Below are 22,759 nucleotides of genomic sequence, written 5' to 3' on the forward strand. Positions count from 1 at the left end.
CAAAGTCATGGACGTTAACCCGGTTATCTTAAAGTTTGTCTATGCGGCAATAGTCGTGAGCGTTATTATGGGGCTTTGCTCCTATGCCGTCCTGGCTGAGCGAAAAATATCCAGCTGGATTCAAGGGCGCGTCGGACCGAATCGAACGTCGCTCCCTCTCATCGGTGGTATCCCGGTGATTGGACGGTTTTTAACGCGATTGGGTATTTTCCAACCCATCCCTGACGGGTTGAAATTCCTGTTTAAAGAGGACGTAGTCCCTGCCCACGTTAACAAATTCTATTTTATCATGGCGCCAGTCATTGCCTTGGTGCCGGCACTGACAACGGTGGTCGTCGTGCCTTTCGGTCGATTCGTAAATGAGGCTGGGGAAGTCATTCCGCTCGTTCTTGCGAATGTGAACGTAGGGCTCTTGTTTCTCTTCGCGATTTCTTCACTGGGCGTTTACGGCGTGGTTCTAGCAGGTTGGTCGTCCAATTCGAAATATCCCTTCCTGGGTGGAATTCGAGCGTCTGCCCAAATGATTTCTTACGAACTGGCAATGGGTGTATCGGTTCTTCCCATACTGATTTGGGTCAATGCGCCAGGCAGGGATGGAACCCTGAACCTCTTCGATATTGCTCAAGCACAAAATGGATTCTGGTTCGCCATGTGGATGCCCGTTTCTGCGATCATCTTTCTCGTGTGCCTTTTTGCGGAGACGAACCGTCTCCCTTTTGACATGGCGGAATCGGAGACTGAGCTAGTGAGCGGATTCCACACGGAATATAGCTCGTTCAAATTCGGACTCTTCTTCGTAGGTGAGTATGCTCACATGGTTGTGGGATCATGTGTATTTACCTTACTATTTCTTGGAGGTTGGAATCCGATGCCCTTTGTCACGTTAGATGCTTTAGGTTTTGGAGAAGGAATATTGGGAGCAGTGCTCTCGGTTGGAATATTCCTCGGAAAAATGTGCGGTATGATGTTTTTCTTCATGTGGATTCGCTGGACACTCCCTCGATTCCGATACGATCAGGTTATGAAGCTCGGTTGGAAGATTCTTCTTCCGCTGTCGATTGCCAACCTTGTCGTCTACACAATCTTCATTTTCTATTTGGATACGAAACTGTAGCAGAATAATGCTTGTTTAAATTTTCCTAAATCTCAACGACCGCAACGATGTCCATTGTAATAAAAAGAAAGCCGCTAAATTTCCTGGAGAAACTTTATCTCCCAGAGATTGCTCGTGGACTATCAACCACATTCAAGAAAATTTGGGAGAAACCGGTTACCCTAGAGTATCCTGAGCAGCGACCGACTATTCCTGAAGGCTATCGCGGGGTTCCCACATTGGTGAAAGACCCTGAGGGTCGCGAAAAGTGTGTTTCGTGCCAATTGTGTGAGTTTGTTTGTCCTCCAAAAGCCATCCGTATAACGCCGGGAGAAATACCAGAAGATAGTGAGCACGCTCATGTCGAAAAGGCCCCCCAGGAGTTTGAGATCGACATGTTGCGGTGCATCTACTGCGGCATGTGTCAGGAAGTTTGTCCAGAGGAGGCAATTTGGCTGCAAAATCAGTTCTCTCTGTCTGGATATTCTCGACAGGAACTCGTAAACAACAAGGAGAAGCTCTACGAACTGGGCGGAACCTTGCCGGATGAACATTTCAAGTGGAGAAAGAAGAAAGCGGCCGCGGAACACGGAAGCGGACATTGATTATCGCAGCGATCTTTCAGAAGTATTGAGATGACGGATATTTTCTTCTACATATTTGCAATCGCTGCTCTTGCTGGAGCTCTTGGTGTCGTCTTTAGCCGGAACACGGTTAACGGGGCAATGTGCTTGATCGGAACTTTCTTGAGTATGGCTTCTTTGTTTGTGCTCCTTGAGGCGTACTTTCTAGCGGTAATCCAAGTCCTTGTCTATGCTGGCGCTGTCATGGTGCTGTTTCTATTTATTATAATGCTTCTTGATGTAAAGGAGTCGGCCGCAAAGAAAACGAGCATCTACACTTGGGCGGCGAGCCTGATTGGGTTTGGCATTCTAGTCACCGGAGTGGTTGCCATCAGCGCGTCAGAATCGATAAAGAACAAGGCTCCCACGATGCCCGAGGCTAGCGGAACGAGTTTAAAGACGTTCGGTTATGAGCTTTTTACCACCTATTTGCTGCCGATGCAGGTAACCGGATTCCTATTACTCATCGCAATGATTGGCGTCATTGTCCTTAGCAAGAAAGTGAAAACGGAGTAATGATCAGTTTAGAACAATACATAGCGATCAGCAGCCTCCTTTTTGCCATTGGTTTCTTCGGGGTACTTTTTCGCAAGAACACTCTGGTGATTTACATGTGCCTTGAGCTTATGCTCAATGCGGCGAACCTGGCCCTAATCGCTTTTTCCCGTTACCATGGCGGAATGGGTGGAAACCTGTTTGTCTTTTTCACAATCACTGTAGCGGCTGCCGAAGTAGCGGTGGGTCTAGCGATAATCGTAGCTCTGTTTCGAAAACGGCAGACAGTTGAGGTGGAGGATTTAAACGAATTGAAAAACTGATTCTGCAAACGATGGAATACCATACTTCAGGCAAAACCATAATTCACTTTTTCCTATTTATTTCCTGATGGGCTCAGAACTATACGCATACGCTCTACTTGCTTTCCCATTTCTCTCGGCGACTGCTATTGCCTTTTTGTTTCGGAGAAACGGATTGGTCGCATCTGGTATATCCGTTGCTGCGGCTGCACTGATATTGGCGACGGCGCTCCATATCATTTTTCGACTGAAGAATTTCGAGTTCAACGTGCACTGGATCGAGTTGGGCTCATTTAGCGTTAGCTTCGGGTTCCTGATTAACGATCTCGCGAAGCTTATGCTTTTTGTCGTGGCTTTTGTTGGATTCCTCGTGCACGTATTCAGCCTTGGATACATGAAAGACGACCCGAACAAGGCTAGGTTTTTTGGAGGGTTGTCTATATTCATGTTCTCGATGCTTGGTCTGGTCATGGCGAGCAGCCTGGTAACTCTTTTCGTATTTTGGGAGTTGGTCGGATTTAGCTCCTACATGCTAATTGGATTCTACTTGGGTAAACCAAGTGCGGCCGCCGCATCGAAAAAGGCTTTCATCGTTAACCGCGTGGGCGACTTCGGATTCCTCATCGGGATTATAATGGTCTTTTCGATGTTCGGAACCTTTAACCTAACCTCCCTTTCAGAGATATTTAGTGGAGATGCGTCTCTTTTGCAGACGGCATCGGTTACCGCGATCGGGCTTTTTCTGTTTTGTGGAACCGTGGGTAAGTCGGGGCAATTGCCACTCCATGTGTGGTTGCCTGATGCGATGGAGGGACCGACGCCTGTTTCTGCTTTAATTCACGCGGCCACGATGGTTGCGGCAGGGGTATTTCTGCTTTGCCGTATTGGATTTCTCATGACTGTTGATGCCTTGACGGTAATCGTGTGGGTAGGAGTTTTGACGGCACTGGTAGCAGGATTTACGGCAATCGCTCAGCGAGACATCAAAAAGATCCTAGCCTACTCGACTGTCTCGCAGCTGGGTTACATGGTTGCGGCCTTCGGGTTAGGCAGCTTGGTAGCACTATCCGGAAGCGGTTCGCATGAACATGCAATTGTGACCGGCGGGGTTGCGGCGGCGATGTTTCATTTAACGACTCACGCCTTCTTCAAGGCTCTCTTGTTTCTCGGATCTGGCTCAATTATTCATGCCTGTCATCACGAGCAGGATATTTTCAAGATGGGTGGTTTGGCCAAGAAAATGCCTATTACTTTTTGGACATTCACCCTAGCGCTCCTCGCTTTGATTGGGACTCCTTTTATTACGGCAGGGTTTTATTCTAAAGACGCGATTCTCGCATTGGCCTATCAGCAAGACAAAATGGCGTTTTCCGCCCTCGTTTTTGGGGCCGTGCTAACTGCTTTCTACATGACGCGCCTTTGGAAAATCGCTTTTCTTGGTAGTCCAAAGTCGGAGGGTGCTGATCATGCTCATGAGAACGGATTAGTAATGACGATCCCACTCATCCTGTTATCAATTGGGTCAATTTTGGGAGGGTTTGTATGGTTTTATCCAGATGCTCTACGACCCATTATTCTGATTGGAGAGCATCTTGCGCACGGGGAAAACCATACTACGGTAGCTCTTTTTGGCGGAGCCGCTTGGGCGATCGGGCTGGCGGTTGCTTGGATCCTGTACGGGGCTGGAGCGAAAGAAGATCGACTGGAGAGATCCGCAAAGCCACTCCATACGCTCTTTGCTCAGAAATTCTATTTTGACCATGTGTATGACTGGTATGTGGCTAAGATCCAGCAGCGCATCGCACTAACGCTTCACTTCATCGAACAGATTGTCTTGTCGGGATTGATCGTCAGAGGGATGGCGGGTATCGCCGGTCTCGTGGGAATTGGCCTGCGATCCCTGCACGTGGGAAACATCCATACATATGTGTATTGGTTTATTGGTGGCTTAGTCCTATTTTGGGCTCTCGCGGTAGGAATTTTTTAAATGGGCATTACCGTTATTAAAGTATCAGCATGAATGATTTTGCTTCACTAGTTCAGTTTTCGATAGCGGTTCCCATCGTAGCGGCCTTCCTGACTCTTTTCGTCAAAAGCTGGGGTCGCCCGGCTGTCCAAATAGTTAGTGTCACGGGATTCGCGTTGCCGCTTATTTTCGCACTTTTCCTTTGGGGGCTCTACGATCCAAGCACTCCCGGGGGATATGCCTTCGTCAGTAATTTGGATACGGGGCTCGAGATGATTGGGGTGAGTTTGCACCTAGGATTGAATGGTGTGAGCCTGCCACTGTTTGTTATGGCTTCGGTCGTCGGATTGGCGGCAGGTCTGTTTGCAGCCCAGTCCAAAGCGGAGAATTTGTCTCGTTACCTATTCTGTCTCCTCATAATGCAAGGGGGCTTGATGGGTGTTTTCGCTTCGATTGATATATTCTTTTTCTACTTTTTCCACGAGCTCGCTCTGATACCTACCTTTATCATGGTGGGGATCTGGGGCGGCCGCGACCGCAATTATGCGGCGATGAAGATGACAATTTACCTGACGTTGGGAGCAATGCTCTCTTTAGTCGGGTTGATCGCTATCTATGTTAAGAGTGGTGCGGAGTCATTCGATTTAATCACGTTGAAGGCCCACTTGGCTGAAATGCCGTTAGCGGATTCCGTTCAGAACTATGCTTTTGGCCTCTTGCTATTCGGTTTTGGGATTCTAGTTTCACTGTGGCCCTTGCATACTTGGGCGCCGTTGGGCTATGGGGCGGCACCGAGCTCGGCGGCAATGCTACACGCGGGCGTCCTCAAGAAATTCGGGTTATATGGTCTTGTTCAGGTGGCGATACCTTTGCTGCCAGATGGAATGGGACACTGGGAGAACTGGATCGTCTGGCTCGCATTGGGCAACATTTTAGTAGTGGGACTGATTGCGATGGCTCAGCGCGACCTGAAGCAGATGATTGGATACAGTTCAGTCATGCACATGGGGTATGCGTTTCTTGGAATCGCTGCTATGAGTGTTCTTGGTGTGGGTGGTGTGGTTCTAATGATGGTCGCTCACGGACTCACAGTTGCTCTTCTGTTTATGCTTTCCACGATGGTGCATCATCGCACTCAGACGTTTGAGATGAATGAAATGGGGGGACTGGCTAAAAAAGCCCCAGTGCTAGCCGCATTTTTCGTTTGCGCGATGATGGCGAGCATCGGATTGCCGGGACCGGGACTAGCGAACTTTTGGGGCGAGATATCCATTTTCCTAGCGGTATACGATTTTAGAAACTGGCTCGTCTATGCGGTTGTTGCAGGTATCGTCATTTCAGCGATTTACGGGCTGAGAGCAATTGCCAGCGTCTTTTATGGAGAAGAGACCGATGAGTTCATAGAGTCGCAGAAGGAGGTTTCCGTTGAAGACATGAGCTGGGCCGAGAGAGTACCCGCCCTTATCCTGATTGTTGTTATGTTCTTCATTGGATTTTTCCCGAAGACCGTAACAGAGTCGATTAATGACGCCCTTGAGAGTGAACCAGTCTACGCCCAAGTTGAAGAATAGTTTTTAAACCGCTTTTTGGATACGATATGTCCACAGAAATATTTCAGAAAATAGCCGAAACGAATACCTGGAGCTGGATTACGCCTGAGTTAGCAATGGGTATGCTGGCGTTAAGCTTGCTTGTTTTGGAATTGATTCTTCCCAAAGTCGCCCATGGAGCTATTCCTAGAATTGCGATTCTTGGGCAGCTCGTGATTCTTGGATACGTGGTCACTGGTACCTGCGCAGGTACGTTCCCGGCTGGGGAAGCGTTCGGTGGAATGCTCTACTTCGATGGGACGGGTCAGCTGTTCCGAGTATTCTTCCTAGGAGCGTCAATTTTGGTAAGCTATCTAGGAATGGTGAGCTTGGATAAGCGGACTTTGCCGCAAGTGGAGTACTTTCATATCCTGCTCGTGATCACAGCAGCATTGATGCTCTTGGCCCAAGCGAATCACTTTGTAATGCTCTTTGTAGCACTGGAAACGGCAACGGTGGGATTCTATATTTTGGTGAGCTACTTTCGACACACGACCGTTTCCCTCGAGGCTGGTTTGAAGTACCTTATCATGGGAGCCCTCAGTTCGACGATTCTCCTTTTTGGAATCGTTTTATTATACGGTGCCGGAAGCAATCCAGCCTTGGCCGGAAGCAGCCAGGATTCTTTGAATTTTGGGAATCTGGCTGGTTTTCTAGCAGCTAATCCCGACGACACTTTGGGATTGATCGGAATGATTTTAGTGATTTCCGGAGTTGCTTTTAAAATTGGTGCGTTTCCTTTCCAAATTTGGATCCCGGACGTTTACCAGGGCGCTCCGCTACCGACTACGGCTCTACTTGCCGTATCTTCGAAAGCGGCGGGTTTTGCGATGCTCTTAAGTTTATCGAAAGTTTTTTCCGCTCTAGGAGACTGGTTCTATCCTCTTTTGTCTGCCCTCGCGATTTTGACGATCCTGTTCGGAAATTTTGCTGCCCTTACCCAAAGGAACCTGAAGCGTGTCATTGGCTTATCAGGAGTTTCCCACGCTGGGTTTCTCTTGATAGGTGTGATCGCGGCTCGAACAGTTGATTGGGCGTCGACCGCAATACTTTTTTACCTATTCGCCTATTTACTCGCGTCGGCTGCGGTTTTCTCGGTTTTAGTTCACTTAAATAAGGATGATGATTCAGATCTGACGCTGGACGACTTGGGTGATTTGGCGAAGAAAAACGGATTTTTAGGTCTAGCCCTTGCAGTAGGTGTGGGATCTCTAGCAGGAATCCCTCCCTTGGCTGGTTTCATCGGTAAGCTTCTGATCTTTATCGCGGCATTTAAGGCAGAGCTCTACGGATTACTGGGAGTTGCTATCGTCGGAGTGGTGGTTTCGATTTATTACTACTTTGGAATCCTAAAGAGTGCGTTCTTCGATGTGTGGCAGTTTCAAGCGGACGAAAAGGAAGCCCCAACCGCAATTCCAGGAAGCACCCTTGGATTTCTAGGAAAGCTGGCGATAGTAATCGCAATAGCTGGGACCCTATTGCTCGGATTCTACCAGTCTCCGTTCAGCAGCTGGCTCTTAGGATAGACTATAGCCATCTACTCTGTCGGCGAGGGACCAAGTGGTGTTTGCGGAATTGAATTGAGATTCGGCGGAATCTGTGCAGCGTGTCTAATCTGGCTATGAGGACTCTCCTATTAGTAATATCGGCTTTAATGCTCTGTGCCCTGTCACAGGGCACGAATCTGAGCGTCGATGCATCTAAGAAAAAGACACCGCGAATCATCAAGCCGGGAGCTTTCGAAACGAGGCAGAATTCAAAATTCCAAAACAAGCGCTATGCTAGCGGGAAAATAAAAAGTTCGCCTGTTATCCATCGCGATTCCCGAGTTTCATTCTCTGCCGAGTCGCCTGGCGATACTATCAATGTATCAAATAACCAGATGGCCCGTATGAATGAGTCGTCTGGAAACAAGAAACCTCGTGTTCTCGACCAGTTGATCACGTCTTCCGACGAGTTTGAAAAAGCCTATCGCGAAGCCCTAACCGTTGAGCTTTCGAAAAGGGTCGCCGCTCAGGTAAAGATAACGAAATCGAAGGCCGGCTTGGAACAGCGGGATATTAACCGTGACGCAAAAGTCAAAAGAAGCCAGAGAGAAGGATTCAAGGTCCAGCAGGCGGGCTCTGATACTGAATAGGTTGGACGGTTGGAAAGTTCTTTAGCCTACGTTGCGGATTTTATCTTTGGCGGTTTCTCGCTCTTCCTCAAGGCGCGCCTTTTCGTTCGAAATCTGTTTTTGAATCAGCTCGACCTCCTGCAGATCCTGATTTGCCGTAGCAGTCGCTAGTTTTTGAGTAAGAAAAATCTTTCGTTCGGCTACCTTTGCGTCAAACTTCTCGTCAACGGCAGCAAGTGCTTTTCTCATTTCATCGGTTACTTGTTGTTTGTCAGGATCTGATTCCTGCAAGCGTTCCATTGCGAGTTCGTATGCTGATTTCATTCTTTATTCGTAAGCATGGCCACCTTGGAATGGAATGGCAATACAACTCGATGCAACTAGGCGACGGATGCGGTAAAGATACAGGCTCCTGTGTAGGCTAATGGGAACAGCAGTAGCCACCTCAATTTGAACTTCCAGAGCCGACTGTAGCCAAAGAGCAGACCGATCAGCAGAATAGAGAGAAGGCTAAAAAGGGGAAGTAGGGGTGGACTTTCGAACGTGAGGTGGGTTCCGATCATTTGACTGAATCCTTGTAGGATGCCATGCATAAGAGAGAGAATGAGTATGGCAGCATGGTTGAACAAACTGACAATGGGACTCATTCCAATTATAGAAAATGCGAGAGAAAGAAATCCGGATATTATTGCTAAGGAGGCGAGCGGAAGGAGTGTGAGATTTAAAAGGATTCCAATAGTAGAAAGTGTATTGAAATATATTATACTTAATGCACTTGATGACAAAAAAGCTGCTAGGCTAATGGCAAAACTGCTTATCGTAAATCGCCCGATTGCGTTGGTTGCCTTTTGCCGCAAAGACCAAAGATCTTTTGGGATTCCCTCAAACGGTTTCCAGCGATCGCAAAGGTGTTTCCCGATAGGCACGCCAAACAACAGAATGGAGGCGACGGTTATGTACGACATCTGAAATCCCGCCTGGAAGAGCTGGAGAGGATTCATTATAAGGCAAATTGTGGCTGATAGGACGAGAGCATTGATTGAAGCCGATTGCCGATTGCTGAATTGGCATAAATAAAAGCAGGCAATCATGAGCAACGCTCTCAAAGCAGAGGGAGCCCCACCTGTCATAAAAACGAAAACCGTGATTAGGAGCAAATTAGGTAGTGGAATCCAAGATCTGGGTATTCTAAAGAAAAGAAAGAGAGCATGACCGCATGCTGCGATAACTCCGATGTGAAGTCCGCTTATTGCGAATAGATGCAGAGCGCCGCTTTGAAGAAAGATGGTCTTCTGTTTTTCGCTAAGTTCGCTTTTTAGCCCGAGAAGCATGGCCCGATAAGATCGGGCGGCAGGTGAAGCTGCTTCAATCTGATGGGTTAGGGTGGAATTGGCGGAGGAGAGAAGATTGTTCAACCAGTTCCTCCAAGAGCTCGGTGTTTTTGAGATCGAAAGAAGCCTCCCCCGGTTAAAGATGCCCGAGATTCCTGAATTTTTCAGGTACGATTGAAATCCGTTTTGTGAAACATTTGACTCTAAAGGGGCGAAAATGCCGATAGCTTGAATATGTGAGCCAATCCTAGGATCTGATTTCAGGTTTAGTTCATCGGGAATATTAAGAGAGAAATAGACCTTGGCTCCCTCAAGTTCAGGAAGGTGCGTATCGGTGGTTACTATTTCGCCCAAGCCGCTTAATTGGTTGAAGGCAGATTGGAAGAGTCGATCTATCTTGAAGGTTACTTTTGCTTCTCGAACGGGAAGGTCGGAATGGATTGTGTTATTTTGGGTAACGTCTGCTACGTATCCGCTTCCTGCTAGAAAAAGGCTGATCGAGATAAGTAGCGGCCATGCGGTTTTGCGTAGAAAGTAAGATCCAAAACAGAACGCTAAGCTAATCGTGTAAAAGAGAAGGGAGAGTTTAGTTGGAAAAATACGTCCCACTACGATTCCAGCAATCAGTGGAATCAGAAACCAAAGTAGGGGTAAGCGAGCTGGATTCATTTCTTAATCATCATGGAAAGTGGTTGATGAATGGCTGTCCATTTATGGTCGTCGAATACACTATCGCATTTCGCGTGTAGTTAAGAGTTTTTGAGATCGACTCAGGCAGTGCCGGGTGAATCGATGCAACACCGCCTGAATTTTGAGTGGTGACACGTGTTATTACTGCAGCACTGAAGGCTCCATTCGCGGAAAAGGCTTTAAGGTCGGCTTGAATACCGGCATTGGCACCAGAATCCGACCCTGCTATTTTTAGGGCAACCGCGGCCGATTGAGAAGATGCCTTTGATTCCATTGTAGGGATTTGTATAGGGATGCTTGCAGAGGATCAATGCTTCCTTTTAGTGTGGTTGAGAATGGCGCCTCAAGATGAGCTTTTTTCGGGTGAAGCGGACTTGGAAATGATTTCAAGTCGGGAAGGGTCGGACGATGGTAGTTCCGCGTCTAAACCACTTGCTGCACGAATGCGCCCTCGCTCCCTATCGGAAGTGATTGGACAGGATCACGTTCTCGGAAAGGGCAAATTGTTGCCGAAATTGGTGGAGTCGAATTCATTCGGAAGCCTTTTGTTCTACGGTCCCCCGGGTTGCGGTAAAACAAGCTTGGCAGAAGCCATCGCCAACGAAACGGAAAGCCGGTTTGTCAGAATCAATGCGGTCATGTCGAACGTTGCAGAACTACGGCAAATATTAAATGCAGCTCGACGTATAGAAAAAAAGGATACCGTTTTATTCATTGATGAAATTCACCGATTCAATAAATCGCAACAGGATCTGCTGTTGCCCGACGTAGAGTCTGGTACGATCCGACTTATCGGAGCGACTACCCACAATCCAGGGTTTTATGTGAACGCTCCGTTGCTGAGCCGATCACACCTATTCCGACTCGAACCACACTCGGTAGAAAACATCGTTCAATCCATGATTCGTGCTCTAGAGGATGAAGACCGAGGGTTGCGGCAGCGAAAGCACAGGGCTTCTAGAAACACCCTCGTGGGTCTAGCGAAATTGAGCGATGGGGATTTGCGTCGGGGACTCAATGCGCTAGAGGTGGTTGCGTTGGGCCTTGAAATTGGGGAGGAAATTTCGGCGGATGCGATATCGGTATTCGCGAGTGAAAGACAGATCCGATACGATTCTGACGAAGACGAGCACTACGACACGATATCCGCTTTTATAAAAAGCATGCGAGGGGGATCCCCGGATGCTGCCTTATACTGGCTGGCAAAGATGCTAGCGGGAGGAGAAGACCCTCGGTTTATTGGGCGACGCCTCATCATTTTTGCGTCTGAGGATGTCGGGCTGGCGGATTCGAGTGCCCTGTCGCTAGCAACTGCAACACAGCAGGCCTGTGAATTCGTCGGTCTGCCTCAATGTGAAATTAATCTCGCGCATTGCGTTGTCTACATGGCGACAGCACCCAAAAGCAATTCCTCTTATGTTGCGCTTGGGGAAGTAAAGGCCGCGATCGCTGATAGGCCCATTCAGGAAGTGCCAATCTGGCTTAAGGACAGTGGTGGCACGGCGTCCAAGCAATTGGGCCATTCTAGAGATTATGAATACAGTCATAGCGTTCCCGAAAATGTGACTGGACAAGACTATATGATTGAGCCTCTCTGCTTTTATCGAGCGAAGCGCGTTGGAGCGGAATCAGAAATTGTGGCTCGTTTAGACCGTTGGAAATCATTGAAAGCGGCAATCGCAGACCAGAATCTGAGCAAGAAAGATGATAGTTGACCATATTAAGAATTGGAAAAATTACGCCTTTGGACCTGCCTGGGAGAAGGCGTTTGCTTTCCTTGAAACTTTGGACGCGGAATCTGAAGACGGCGAGTTTCCCATTGATGGAGAAACGATGTTTGCAAGGGTTATGAGCTATCAGACTAGGAATCAAACGGATCCAGAAGCCGTTTTGGAAGCTCATCGAAAGTATGTGGACATTCAGATGACGTTAGTGGAAAGCGAACGCATCGCCTGCTATCCCTTACACACACTCGATCTTAAGGATCCCTATTGTGCGGAAAGAGATGTACAGTTTTTCCAATATACAGCCCCGGCCGACCTGCAATTGAGCGTATTTCCAGGGACGTTCGTGTGTTTGCTTCCTCAAGACGGCCACATGCCTCAGTTAAATACGGGTCCTGAAGCTAAGATCGTGAAGAAAGTGGTCGTGAAAATCTCGAGAGATGCGTTGGAGATCTAGGAACTGAGATGTCAGGGAGCTAAAAACGGGTGTTTTAGTTTTTGCCGAATTTTGAATCGCGGAAGAGCCGGAGTATGGAGCGCTCATCGTGCGTTGAGGATGCGACAAGTTCGTAGGACGTGGGCATATTTGAAAGGGATCGTGTATTGTTGCCGACTTTTGCTAAAACAAAGGATGGGCGATAGGTGTTGAAATCGAGCCCCTCCAGCGCGTTGTTCTCGTACCCTTGGAGATTCAGAACCAGGAGGTCGAATTCTGACTCGAACTCAGCTCGTTTCAGGATGTTTTGAGCAATGTCGGTCGTCACGTAGGAAACCTTCTCTTGCTTGGGTCGTTTGAAAGGGGCTTCGAGAGGCTTGCCCGCAAGCCGTTCAGTTGATTCTTTGCGGATCGTTCTCTTAATCGATCCTTTGGGCGGTGTTCCTCGGACCTCGATAAACGAGTCTTTCAGCCATTGGTCGACGACGGCTACATTCAGGACTTGGCTTTGCTTGCGCGTCTTTCGGCATTTGTGAAAGAGGTGTGGCCAAGGCTCAATCAACAGACCTTTCCACCCCAACGCTTTTTCCAGGTAGAGGGTAAAGCTATTTTTGATTCCATCACTGGCGCCAATCTCTACGAATCTTCCGTTTGTCCGATCAAAAAAGGGAAGAATCTGGGTCCGATGGGATGGAGAGCGAAATCCACCGAGCGAAAATAGCCGGTGAACGCTGCTCCATGCGGATGGCTTGGCTTGGTTTTTTAGTGCGTCCACGAAAGAAGTCGTTCCCTTAAAGATACGGCTCCTGTGGCTGGCAGTTAAGGAAGGAAACTAAATGGATAGGGAATTCGAATGAGCGTGACTAAAAAGCGCTCTCTTTGGGAAACTGAAATATCTGTTCTAAAAGGTAAATTAATCATGAGTTCTTTTACCTAGTAGTTCCCACTATGCTCCTAAAGTGTTGCAGCCCTATAGACAGTTTATTTAGATTTGGTTAGGATGTTTGGAGATTGGAATGTCAACCCAGACCCTAGATGAAAACTAAAACTCTCATTACAACAGTCGCGAAGATGGCAGCCATTGCGGCTCTAGTGGCTACGTCGCATGCAATTACGATTGGTGACACGGTCGGATACGGCGAGTCTGCTGAACTCGGAGGAGTCCAATTTACGGTAGACTACGGGTCCGTCGCATACGTATCGGATTTGAGTAATGGAGCACTGCGATTCGACAGAACAGATCAGGCGTACAATACATCGATAAGCGCTATCCATGGTGTTAACGATGACTATGGCTTGGTTATCAACGGACAAACGGAGCTGTTGTTTGAGTGGTCTGTAAATGACCAGTCGGACACGGAGGAATCCTCCTTCTATATGCTAGATGGAGTAAAATCTACGTTCCATGATGGAATAGGAATGGGAATATCATCCGGAACCATATCTCGGCTCCTAGAACAAGGAACACATCTGTTTAGCATAAAAACGACTACACAAAATCAAGATGCGAGCAGGTACGTTTTAACTGTGGGTAACCTTCGCTTGAACCCTCTCTACACGGTTCCTGATTCCCCACTAGGATTTTTTGGAATCGCCACTATTTTCGCTTTCTTTGTAGTAGGACGTCGGTTTTCGGGCAAAAAAACATCTTAAAAGATTTTCACTAATCAAGAATTTAGGGTCTCCAAGCAACAGTGTGGATCGTAGCTTTTTAGCTGCGGTCCGTTTGTGTTGATACTTGCCACTCGCCTTAGATTGAGCAGATTTTGTCCCCTTATGAATACCCCTCTTGTGATGACGGTAATCGGTCCTGATAAGCCCGGGCTAGTGGATTCTGTGGCGTCGCTAGTCGCTGATCACGGTGGGAACTGGCTCGAAAGCCGCATGTGTCATCTAGGAGGGCAATTTGCGGGTTTGCTTCAGGTCGAGATCGAAGGCGCAAGGAGCGAGGACCTCGAAAAGGCTCTAAAAGAGCTGGCAGAGCATGGGCTTGAGATCGTTATCCACGGGAGTGTGACCGATTCGGAATCTCATTGTATGGAGGTGGCAAGCATTGAGATTGTGGGTCAGGATCGTCCCGGGATTGTGAAGCATATTGCGAATGCGTTCACTGTTAGCGGTGTAAATGTCGAGGAGCTATCTACTCAGTGCTTTAGTGCCCCCATGTCGGGAGAGCGCTTGTTCGAAGCGAAAGCGAGAGTCTGCATTCCTGAATCCTGCGATACGTTTGTGCTTCGGCACAAACTTGAGTCGATTGCTTCAGACCTCCAGGTAGACATCTCTTACGAGCGAGTCACTTAGCCCGACACCGTGATGCCGTGAAGAATTTGAGAATCGGGCCTGTCGTTCGATTAGTATGCAGTACTATGACACTAAAAAAGCTTCCCATGAGCAGCTAATAAGGAGCATACTGCGGTTTCGTTCTTAAAAAGCATCAGGAGTGGTCGCGGATTTTCCGTTACCTGCCAACCGAGTTCTATGGGATCTACGGTGGATTCGACGCCTCAGCGTCGGATGGGCATCTAAAACAAGCGAAATAGCTTTTTTTGATGAAAAAACCTATTTGATACATTCGATTGATCGAATTCGGATATCTTAGACGGCTCTGGGTGCATAGCTAAAATTAAAGCAAATTGCATCAATGGATAAGATATATGGACTACCGTTGCGGTTGACTCGAGATAACCCGAATCACCATCTATGGAACAACAACGGCGTTTGGTGGCTGCACTACACGGTTTATCCTACGGCGGTCACTTCCGAACGCGTGCGCAAGAGTCTGAGGACTCGATCGCTGGAGATCGCTCGGGCTAGAAGGGACCGGTTATTCCGGAATCTGAGGAAAAACATGCAGGCTGCCTAGATCCGAAACCGCATCATCCGCCGACTTGCGGTAATTGCCTAAAGGACCCTAGGTAAACAATAGTGGTAATAAAAAGCGATTGCGGGTCGTTTTAAATAGTGAGACGGATTGTATGATCGCCATGAAGCGCATACGGCCTTTTTTCCTGCTGGCTGCCCTCCCCTTTATTCTGTGACGGCTAACGCAGAGGGCCACTCGTATGTTAATTATGTCGATGGAACGCAGGTTTTCATCAAGAATCCGAAATGGCTCCAGAAGGTAGGTGGGTCATGGCTCTATACCTGCCGGCTGGAAGCCTCTGCAGAGAGACTGGTAAAGCCGGTAGCTCATCTGCACATTTTTGAAAAAAAAGGTACGAGGAGGGCGAGAAAATCACTTGGGAGAAGAAGGCAATCGTGAGGCACAATAAGTTCGACAGGAGTTACGGCGGCCGAAAAGCAAACTTTGTTAAGGTCTTTGTAGATGATCTTCCCAAAGAATTGGACGCTTTGACGGTTGAGTTCGTAAACGAAGCCCTCGGCAAAGACTAGCATTCTTCCCGCCGCATTTTGCGGATGCTCTTAGTTGCCCAGCTCTGCTAAGAGGAACGAATCCCTAGAATCGGTATCTTCGGAAATAAATTGGGGGAAAAGGCGGTAAGTCGTTAATGTTTATTGATTTTGGATTTTGGTTCACTAGGATTTGTTGGCATGCGCGTATTCATCCCTAGTGAATCGTTATCGTCAGAAACTCGAGTAGCCCTTGTTCCAGAATCGGTTCAGAAGCTTACCGCTATGGGTATCTCTGTCTCAATTGAGAGGGGCGCTGGACTAAATAGCTATTTTTTGGATAAGGACTATGAAAAGGCTGGAGCGGAAATCGTCGAAGACCGCAAAGAGGAGTTAACCCAGGCCGATCTGGTTGCGAGAGTGAGAAAGCCGCCGGTTGAGGAAGTACCCTTTTTGAAATCAGGCGCTATGCATATCAGCTTTCTGGATCCCTTCAATGAAAGGGATCTTATTAACGCTTTCGCTGGTGCGGGAGTGACGGCGGTTAGCATGGAAATGATCCCGAGAACGACCCTCGCCCAGAAGATGGACGCGCTCAGTTCTCAGGCGAACTTGGCGGGCTATTTTGCGGTAGTAAAAGCATCGGAGCGGCTCAATCGAATTTTGCCGATGATGATGACACCGGCTGGAACTATTTCACCATCCAGGGTATTTGTTATCGGTGTGGGCGTAGCGGGTCTGCAGGCGATTGCGACTGCAAAGCGACTGGGAGCCCGTGTTGAGGCATTTGATACGAGACCAGTAGTCGAAGAGCAGGTAAGGTCTTTGGGGGCCAAGTTCGTCAAGATCGATCTGGGTGATACCGGTCAGACTGATCAGGGATATGCTAAGGAGCTAACGCCGGATCAGATCAAGATGCAACAAGAAGGTATGGCAAAGATTTGCGCGCAGTCGGATATCGTTATCACAACTGCCAAGCTGTTTGGCCGCCTGGCCCCGAAGATAGTCACTGAAGCAATGGTCAGCAGGATGAAATTCGGGTCCGTGATTGTGGATCTTGCCGTTGAGTCAGGAGGGAATGTCGCGGGATCGAAGCTCGATGAGGAAGTTCAGATAAAAGATGGCCCGAGGATCATCGGAATTGGGGCGCTGGAAGATCGAGTTGCCGTGCATGCCAGTCAAATGTACTCCGCCAACATTTTCAATTTCATCGAACACTTTTGGAACGAAGAATTAAAAAAGATAAACCAGGATCTAGAGGATGAAATTCTCGGGGGTTGCGTCATCACTGATGGAGGCTCGATTGTTCATGAACGTTTTAAGTAGGAAAATCCGACGACCCATCTCACGATCTACATATTAATTTTTGCCAATGGACCTCGTATTGTTATTTTTCATTTTCGTGCTCGCCGCCTTTCTAGGGCTTGAGCTGATTTCAAAAGTGCCGTCCCAGCTCCACACGCCGCTAATGTCGGGCTCGAACGCGATTTCAGGAATCACAATTGTGGGAGCATTAGTAGCAACCGGGGTAAATGAAACAGGAACACTCGGAATGGTTTTAGGCTTTCTGGCCCTTGTGTTTGCAGCCGTGAATGTGGTTGGTGGGTATATGGTGACGGACCGAATGCTTCAAATGTTTAAAAAGAAGGACAAGTAAGCCATGAGTTTTGATAGTATTATAAACTTGGCCTACGTAATTGCCGCGACTCTGTTCGTCTTTGGTATTAAGATGCTGGGGTCTGCGGAAACGGCACGACGCGGGAACATGATCTCCGGTATTGGCATGCTAATCGCCATTGTGGTGACTTTGCTGAACAAGGGGATGAGTTACGAGTGGATCGTCGCTGGGCTCATTGTGGGGACTCTCATCGGAGGTATTTCAGCTCGGGTAGTAAAAATGACCTCGATGCCCGAGCTTGTCGCATTGTTCAATGGCTTTGGGGGACTCGCTAGTCTACTCGTGGCATGGGCTGAACTGGAGAAGGTCCGGGGGATCGGGTGGCAGGCCTATAGTATCGAGATGGGGACTTCTTCATATTTCAGCTCATTTGTTATCTACCTGGCCATGCTCATCGGGGGGATTACATTTACGGGAAGCCTGTACGCTTATGGCAAGCTTTCTGGAAGGTTGTCTGGGCAAGCCAAAGTATTTCCGGGGCAAAAAGGAATTAATGCACTGATGCTGATAGCCATACTTGTTGTGGGTGTTTTATTCGCTTGGAACGGTGATCTGGACACAGCGAACAAGCTTTTCTTATCCGGAGTGGTGCTTGCTCTGATCTTTGGGGTAATGGGTGTCATGCCAATTGGCGGTGGAGACATGCCGGTGGTTATCTCGCTACTAAATAGTTGTTCGGGACTAGCGGCATCAGCGGCGGGATTTGTTATAGCAAACAACGTACTGATTGTGGCAGGTTGCCTTGTAGGAGCGAGCGGATTGATTTTAACCGCGATAATGTGCAAGGCGATGAATCGCTCACTGGGGCATGTACTCTTCAGCGGTTTTGGGGCGACCAGCCAATCCGAAGGGGATGGCGATGATCGTGAACCGAAATCAATTAGTGTCCAAGACGCCTACTACGTTCTAGAGGCAGCGAGCTCTGTTGTCTTTATTCCTGGATACGGAATGGCGGTTGCTCAAGCTCAGCATGTTGTCAAAGAACTTGGGGAGCTATTGGAAAAAAATGGAGCAGAGGTGAATTTTGCCATCCATCCGGTGGCAGGTCGCATGCCGGGTCACATGAATGTACTTCTTGCGGAAGCGGATGTTTCCTATGATCAATTGGTGGAGATGGACAACATCAACCCGGTTATGCCCACAGTTGATGTTGCGGTTGTCATTGGAGCAAATGACGTCGTTAATCCTGCCGCCTCTCAGGATGAGTCGAGTCCGATTTATGGGATGCCCATCATTGAGGCCCACAACGCTAAAACCGTCTTTATTTTAAAGCGTGGACAGGGAAAAGGCTTTTCCGGTTTGGTTAACAAACTCTTTGTCATGGATAATTCCCGTATGATTTACGGGGATGCGAAAGCGACGATTTCGGAGCTAGTTAACGAGCTTAAGGGCTAGGTTTTTCGTAAAGGTCGAGTTAGCCTTTGGGCAGCGGCTCCAGGCATCTTCGCGTTCACACTTGAAAATTGATTACAACCGTAGTCAATTCTGGTTTTCCTTCGTTTTTTATGCCCGACGCCCCAAGAATATCAGACTCCGAATGGGAAGTGATGAAAGCCCTCTGGGATCATGAGCCGATGACAGCGGTTGAGGTACTTGCCCGATTGCCACACGACCAATGGAAACAGAAAACCGTGAACACTTTTCTCGTTCGACTCGAAGCAAAGGGGGTCATTACTTCCAAACGAGTCGGTCGAGCCAATGTGTACCGCACCTTTCACACGGAGAAGGAATGTAGGCGTTTTGAAGGGAGCCAATTCCTTTCCAAAGTCTTCCGAGGTCAGGTTGCCCCTATGATGCTCCATTTCATTGAGAATGCGGAGTTGTCGGAATCGGATATCGATAAGTTAAAGAAATTGTTGGACGACAGGGGAGGCTCTAATGGCTGACCTATTTTGGGATGCGACCATCCAATTAGCCTTGCTGGTTTAAGCGTACTTAAGTTTTATTTACAACGATTCAACAAATTGAATCAAATCAGCTCGAGCTTGTTCATTCAGTAACGTAAAGAGCTGCTTGCTTTCCTCGCCCTCACCTCCATGCCAAAGGATTGCTTCTTCAATATTTCTCGCACGCCCGTCGTGAAGCAATCTTGTGTGGCCATTTACCTTGGGTATCAGTCCGATGCCCCATAAGGGAGGTGTTCGCCATTCGTTTCCTGTTGCCTCAAAATCGGGACGGTTGTCTGCCAAACCGTTTCCCATATCATGGAGAAGAAGATCCGTATAGGGATGAATGGTTAGTCCGGACAGCGCGGGTATGAGGGCTTGTTTCGCTGTCTTAAACTCGGGTGTGTGGCAGCTTGTACATTTAGTCTCTGTAAAAAGCTCATACCCCTTCTTGTAATCGGCTTCGGTTTCGAAACGACTTGCTGGAGGAGCTAGTGACTGAAGGTAGAAAACAACGTCCTCTAAATCTAGTTCGTCTATCTCAGGGTTTCCTCCGCTTGGTGAATCTGCGAGTTCAGTCTGCTGATCCGTGTGGTTCTCCGAAGGAAAGAGATCGGAGGTGATACCGATGTCGCCTTGGAAGGCGGCGGCAGTTTGGTCTAGTAAGTTCGCTTTGTTCGCTTTCCAACCAAACTTTCCAAGTGATTTGGCGGTTTGACTAGCGCTCCAAACCCAGTTGGGCCGACCTGAGATTCCATCGTTGTCGGCGTCGTTTGGATCGGATTGTCTTAGTAGAATTTCATCGGGAATCGAGCCGAGTAGCCCTAATCCAAAAACACTCGGCGCGACACGGGGAGAATAGTGAAAATCATCCAGCGGTCCATATCCGGGCTCTTTAAAGGAGTAGTTTGGTTTTTGGATACGAAATTTACTTCCATCTGGGTAGCTGCCGACAATCTCTTTGTATGAAACCAGAACCTCTGCCTCAGGTTTAGTGCCTGGAAGAGAGCGGACACTTAGTTGATTTCCGTAAACGGGATGAGGGAAGGGGGCTCCATTAGCTTGGTCTCCGGTGGCGCTGATTCTGACTAATAGCCCATTCGGAATTTCTCCGGCGGCGGGAGGGCTCCCTCTTCCATCTTTAAAGTGGCAGGCTGAACAAGATCGCATATTGAAAAGCGGGCCGAGTCCATCTCGACTCGTCACGACGGACGAAGCGTTTACCCAATTCGTATTGAACAAAGTATCACCGGAAAAGAACTTTGCCAAGGACCTAGGGGCCAAATTTTCTAGGGGTTGCGTGAATGCTTCGCGAGATGTTTCGAATACAGTTGTGGCGCCCCCAGGCAGTCGGTAGTCCGCATGTACCAGTATCGTGATAAGTGTCGCAGCTATTAGGCAACGCATTGAATCAGCTCTCATCGAATCCTTACATCGAGACCCATGACCTCCTCGGCATCTGACATTGAGTAGACGAATTCCCAGAGCGCCTCGACGGCTTTTCGAATGGATTGATAATCTTGGCTAGCTTCGGGGGCGATGATCGCCTGATCGAAGGGTGCAGGTATGGTTTCAATGTATTCTTTTGCAGTGTAAAATTGGGATTTGATTGTCTCCGCAAGATTAGTGTCAGCAGAAGCGATGATATCTATGACTCCCTTCTCGGCTATGGTCACTTTCCCCGAGGAACTTGTGTATTTGCCAAATAGTACAGATTCCAGCCCTTCCATGTTTGCGACCAGATCGTTGTGAGTGGTGTCACTAAAGCAGGAATGCTCATCTTCCTGGGATCGGCTGCGTTGTGCAGCCGCTAGGCGTTCACTCGCGATTTCCCTTCCTGCGAGAGACGCGATACCTCGCATAGCAGTTCGAATGATTCGAGAGGGGCGCCTCAAGAAGAATTCCCCAGGATGCCCATCATAGTTGAAGGGGCTCCACTCGTCCGAAATAAGGACTAGATGGCTGCGAAGGATTTCAGTAGCTGTAACCAAATATTTCATACGGCGATCTGCGTTATTGCCTGTAGTGTAGTCAGTCCATGAGCGTGTACCCGGACCGGCCTCATTAAAATCCTGACCCCAAAGAAGAAACTCGATGACATGCCATCCGGTAGATACATTTGCCTCACCTCCTTTTTCGTTCAATCTGGGAAGCACCACGCTGTTGATTTTCGGATAATTGTCGGGTTGGTTGACAATCCCGGAATTTGGATCCTCTCGGGTATAGTCGATATAAGACTCGTCGACAGGCCAAGCATTTATAAGTATCTCAAGCTCCAGTTCGTCGATTGGTGTATCCGAAAAACGGAATGCTTCGGTACGGCCATAGGTTTTGCGTGCTTCGACCCAAAGTCGTTTCGCATTTTCAAATGTATCAATACCAGGGTCCTTGCGAAAAGCGTAGACTGCCATGTTGAAGCGAATCACCTCCCTAACAGAATCGGAATACATCTCCCAAGCGAGGTCCGCGTAATTTGAAAGCGCCTGAAAAGCGACTTCGTTGGAATACGGCTGCCCTTCTGGAGTCGGTGGAAAAGGTTCGAAATCTGCCGACAACGGAATAGACCCAATGAGAAGGGTGGAGATCAGTCTTTTTGTAAAGCGTCGCATGATGTTAGATAAGGTCTCCGCAATATCATATCGGCAGTGAATGTCATTTTTGGTTAATTGTCGAACCATCGCGTGATTGTGATCCCTCAAATGTGAAGAATGCGATAAGAGTTAAACTTATTATGGGTTCCTCGCGGCCTGCGGGTAATTGGACAAACGTTTAAAGGGCCGCCAAGAATTCTTCGGGGAGAAGATGCGGGGCAGATTCTTGAGCTTGTTTACTTGGCCGTCTAGTAGGAGGAGGCTGGGAAATTAGGAAAATTGGTACTTTTCCATGAATTCAGCACCCCCATCGCTTTCATATTCGATTCGAGCGAAAACATAGTCACTTTCGGTCTTCGACTTTACCATCTCATTGGTGAGGACTTCCGCATAGAGCCGGCGAGAAGAGGGACACCAGAGAGCCGAAAGGTCGGCCAGTACGGGCTTCCCTGTTTTACTGGATTCGACGAGTGCATGCTGGAAGGCGAGGACTTCAAGACCGGTCGTATCGATCGCTTTTTGCTCTAGATGGGATTGGTATTCTGCATTTAGAAAGTAGACTGCGAGGGCAATGATGGCTATGATAACGAATGAGCGGAGGGTAGATTTCGTTTTTCGGCTCATGGCTGTTTGGAAAATTAACGTTTGGCGAGCAATCTTGGTTGCGTAGCTAGTCGTTGGAGCTGTCCGGGTCTTCCCATTCATTGCAACAAGACCCATAGATGCTGTAGCACTCATCACAGATTCTAGCGAAATTCGGATGGTTCTCGGTCTGGGCACCGCAACGTTGGCACTTCTGATCGGCAGTGGGTACAGTGTTGCTATCGGATTCTTTCATGGGATGGGAATTGACCAGCCGTCGTGGTATTGATTCGAGATTGAAGAAAA

General features: G+C 48.3%; 25 protein-coding genes. 18 read left to right on the top strand and 7 right to left on the bottom strand.

What is annotated here, in order from left to right:
* The first annotated feature begins 7 nt into the window (after window positions 1-7).
* The 8 genes from nuoH to GA004_RS02290 all read left to right on the top strand — a co-directional run bounded on the left by nuoH (window position 8) and on the right by GA004_RS02290 (window position 8,205).
* Complete coding sequence (gene nuoH / locus GA004_RS02255) at window positions 8-1,114, top strand: NADH-quinone oxidoreductase subunit NuoH (protein ID WP_283395667.1); 1,107 nt, start codon at window positions 8-10, stop codon at window positions 1,112-1,114.
* A 47-nt stretch (window positions 1,115-1,161) separates the two neighbouring features.
* The gene (locus GA004_RS02260; RefSeq protein ID WP_283395668.1) at window positions 1,162-1,698 is read left to right on the top strand and encodes a NuoI/complex I 23 kDa subunit family protein; all 537 of its coding nucleotides are present in this window, start codon (window positions 1,162-1,164) and stop codon (window positions 1,696-1,698) included.
* Between the two features lie 30 nt (window positions 1,699-1,728).
* Window positions 1,729-2,232, top strand: a complete 504-nt coding sequence (locus GA004_RS02265) for an NADH-quinone oxidoreductase subunit J family protein (RefSeq protein WP_283395669.1) — start codon at window positions 1,729-1,731, stop codon at window positions 2,230-2,232.
* Window positions 2,232-2,534, top strand: a complete 303-nt coding sequence (gene nuoK / locus GA004_RS02270) for an NADH-quinone oxidoreductase subunit NuoK (RefSeq protein WP_283395670.1) — start codon at window positions 2,232-2,234, stop codon at window positions 2,532-2,534. Before GA004_RS02265 ends, nuoK begins: the two co-directional genes overlap by 1 nt.
* Window positions 2,535-2,601: 67 nt before the next feature.
* Window positions 2,602-4,500 (top strand): NADH-quinone oxidoreductase subunit L, encoded by a 1,899-nt coding sequence (nuoL, locus tag GA004_RS02275; RefSeq protein WP_283395671.1) that lies wholly within the window; start codon window positions 2,602-2,604, stop codon window positions 4,498-4,500.
* 29 nt (window positions 4,501-4,529) lie between these two features.
* On the top strand, window positions 4,530-6,050 hold the full coding sequence (locus GA004_RS02280; RefSeq protein WP_283395672.1) for a complex I subunit 4 family protein: 1,521 nt from the start codon (window positions 4,530-4,532) through the stop codon (window positions 6,048-6,050).
* Between the two features lie 26 nt (window positions 6,051-6,076).
* The gene (locus GA004_RS02285) at window positions 6,077-7,594 is read left to right on the top strand and encodes an NADH-quinone oxidoreductase subunit N (RefSeq protein ID WP_283395673.1); all 1,518 of its coding nucleotides are present in this window, start codon (window positions 6,077-6,079) and stop codon (window positions 7,592-7,594) included.
* A 95-nt stretch (window positions 7,595-7,689) separates the two neighbouring features.
* Entirely contained in the window at window positions 7,690-8,205 is a 516-nt protein-coding gene (locus tag GA004_RS02290; protein ID WP_283395674.1) for a hypothetical protein, read from the top strand.
* 21 nt (window positions 8,206-8,226) lie between these two features.
* On the opposite strand, the gene GA004_RS02295 is transcribed toward GA004_RS02290, so the two are convergent.
* From GA004_RS02295 to GA004_RS02305, 3 genes are read right to left on the bottom strand one after another with little or no spacing between them, the layout of a single operon-like run.
* Window positions 8,227-8,508, bottom strand: coding sequence for a hypothetical protein (locus GA004_RS02295; RefSeq protein WP_283395675.1), 282 nt, complete (start codon window positions 8,506-8,508; stop codon window positions 8,227-8,229).
* A gap of 56 nt (window positions 8,509-8,564) precedes the next feature.
* Complete coding sequence (locus GA004_RS02300; RefSeq protein WP_283395676.1) at window positions 8,565-10,184, bottom strand: ComEC/Rec2 family competence protein; 1,620 nt, start codon at window positions 10,182-10,184, stop codon at window positions 8,565-8,567.
* Window positions 10,185-10,194: 10 nt separating this feature from the next.
* Window positions 10,195-10,479 (bottom strand): bifunctional hydroxymethylpyrimidine kinase/phosphomethylpyrimidine kinase, encoded by a 285-nt coding sequence (locus GA004_RS02305; RefSeq protein ID WP_283395677.1) that lies wholly within the window; start codon window positions 10,477-10,479, stop codon window positions 10,195-10,197.
* A 61-nt stretch (window positions 10,480-10,540) separates the two neighbouring features.
* Here GA004_RS02305 and GA004_RS02310 point away from each other — a divergent pair, with 61 nt between their 5' ends.
* Window positions 10,541-11,920: a replication-associated recombination protein A gene (locus GA004_RS02310; RefSeq protein ID WP_283395678.1), complete on the top strand. Its 1,380-nt coding sequence runs from the start codon at window positions 10,541-10,543 to the stop codon at window positions 11,918-11,920.
* Window positions 11,910-12,386 (top strand): NanQ anomerase/TabA/YiaL family protein, encoded by a 477-nt coding sequence (locus GA004_RS02315; RefSeq protein WP_283395679.1) that lies wholly within the window; start codon window positions 11,910-11,912, stop codon window positions 12,384-12,386. Before GA004_RS02310 ends, GA004_RS02315 begins: the two co-directional genes overlap by 11 nt.
* A gap of 34 nt (window positions 12,387-12,420) precedes the next feature.
* Here GA004_RS02315 and GA004_RS02320 read toward each other — a convergent pair whose 3' ends face one another.
* On the bottom strand, window positions 12,421-13,140 hold the full coding sequence (locus GA004_RS02320) for an FkbM family methyltransferase (protein ID WP_283395680.1): 720 nt from the start codon (window positions 13,138-13,140) through the stop codon (window positions 12,421-12,423).
* A 260-nt stretch (window positions 13,141-13,400) separates the two neighbouring features.
* Here GA004_RS02320 and GA004_RS02325 point away from each other — a divergent pair, with 260 nt between their 5' ends.
* From GA004_RS02325 to GA004_RS02360, 8 genes are all read left to right on the top strand, one after another.
* Window positions 13,401-14,018 carry a hypothetical protein gene (locus tag GA004_RS02325; RefSeq protein WP_283395681.1) on the top strand — a complete coding sequence of 206 codons (618 nt, stop codon included), beginning with the start codon at window positions 13,401-13,403 and terminating at the stop codon, window positions 14,016-14,018.
* A gap of 123 nt (window positions 14,019-14,141) precedes the next feature.
* A complete protein-coding gene (locus GA004_RS02330; RefSeq protein WP_283395682.1) occupies window positions 14,142-14,666 on the top strand; it encodes a glycine cleavage system transcriptional repressor in 525 nt (174 codons plus the stop codon).
* Window positions 14,667-15,006: 340 nt separating this feature from the next.
* Entirely contained in the window at window positions 15,007-15,228 is a 222-nt protein-coding gene (locus tag GA004_RS02335; RefSeq protein WP_283395683.1) for a hypothetical protein, read from the top strand.
* Between the two features lie 395 nt (window positions 15,229-15,623).
* Complete coding sequence (locus GA004_RS02340; protein WP_283395684.1) at window positions 15,624-15,758, top strand: hypothetical protein; 135 nt, start codon at window positions 15,624-15,626, stop codon at window positions 15,756-15,758.
* A 159-nt stretch (window positions 15,759-15,917) separates the two neighbouring features.
* On the top strand, window positions 15,918-17,042 hold the full coding sequence (locus GA004_RS02345; protein WP_283395685.1) for a Re/Si-specific NAD(P)(+) transhydrogenase subunit alpha: 1,125 nt from the start codon (window positions 15,918-15,920) through the stop codon (window positions 17,040-17,042).
* 46 nt (window positions 17,043-17,088) lie between these two features.
* Window positions 17,089-17,373 carry an NAD(P) transhydrogenase subunit alpha part 2 gene (locus GA004_RS02350; protein ID WP_283395686.1) on the top strand — a complete coding sequence of 95 codons (285 nt, stop codon included), beginning with the start codon at window positions 17,089-17,091 and terminating at the stop codon, window positions 17,371-17,373.
* 3 nt (window positions 17,374-17,376) lie between these two features.
* Entirely contained in the window at window positions 17,377-18,789 is a 1,413-nt protein-coding gene (locus GA004_RS02355; RefSeq protein ID WP_283395687.1) for an NAD(P)(+) transhydrogenase (Re/Si-specific) subunit beta, read from the top strand.
* A gap of 110 nt (window positions 18,790-18,899) precedes the next feature.
* Complete coding sequence (locus GA004_RS02360; RefSeq protein WP_283395688.1) at window positions 18,900-19,280, top strand: BlaI/MecI/CopY family transcriptional regulator; 381 nt, start codon at window positions 18,900-18,902, stop codon at window positions 19,278-19,280.
* Between the two features lie 60 nt (window positions 19,281-19,340).
* Here the strand turns inward: GA004_RS02360 and GA004_RS02365 are convergent, their stop codons facing one another.
* From GA004_RS02365 to GA004_RS02375, 3 genes are all read right to left on the bottom strand, one after another.
* Complete coding sequence (locus GA004_RS02365; protein WP_283395689.1) at window positions 19,341-20,702, bottom strand: di-heme oxidoreductase family protein; 1,362 nt, start codon at window positions 20,700-20,702, stop codon at window positions 19,341-19,343.
* Window positions 20,699-21,889 carry an imelysin family protein gene (locus GA004_RS02370; RefSeq protein ID WP_283395690.1) on the bottom strand — a complete coding sequence of 397 codons (1,191 nt, stop codon included), beginning with the start codon at window positions 21,887-21,889 and terminating at the stop codon, window positions 20,699-20,701. The genes GA004_RS02365 and GA004_RS02370 overlap by 4 nt, the downstream gene beginning before the upstream one ends.
* Before the next feature lie 252 nt (window positions 21,890-22,141).
* On the bottom strand, window positions 22,142-22,609 hold the full coding sequence (locus GA004_RS02375; RefSeq protein ID WP_283395691.1) for a thioredoxin family protein: 468 nt from the start codon (window positions 22,607-22,609) through the stop codon (window positions 22,142-22,144).
* Window positions 22,610-22,759: the final 150 nt, after the last annotated feature.

It is taken from the genome of Candidatus Pelagisphaera phototrophica (assembly GCF_014529625.1).
Classification (GTDB): Bacteria; Verrucomicrobiota; Verrucomicrobiia; order Opitutales; family Opitutaceae; genus Pelagisphaera; species Pelagisphaera phototrophica.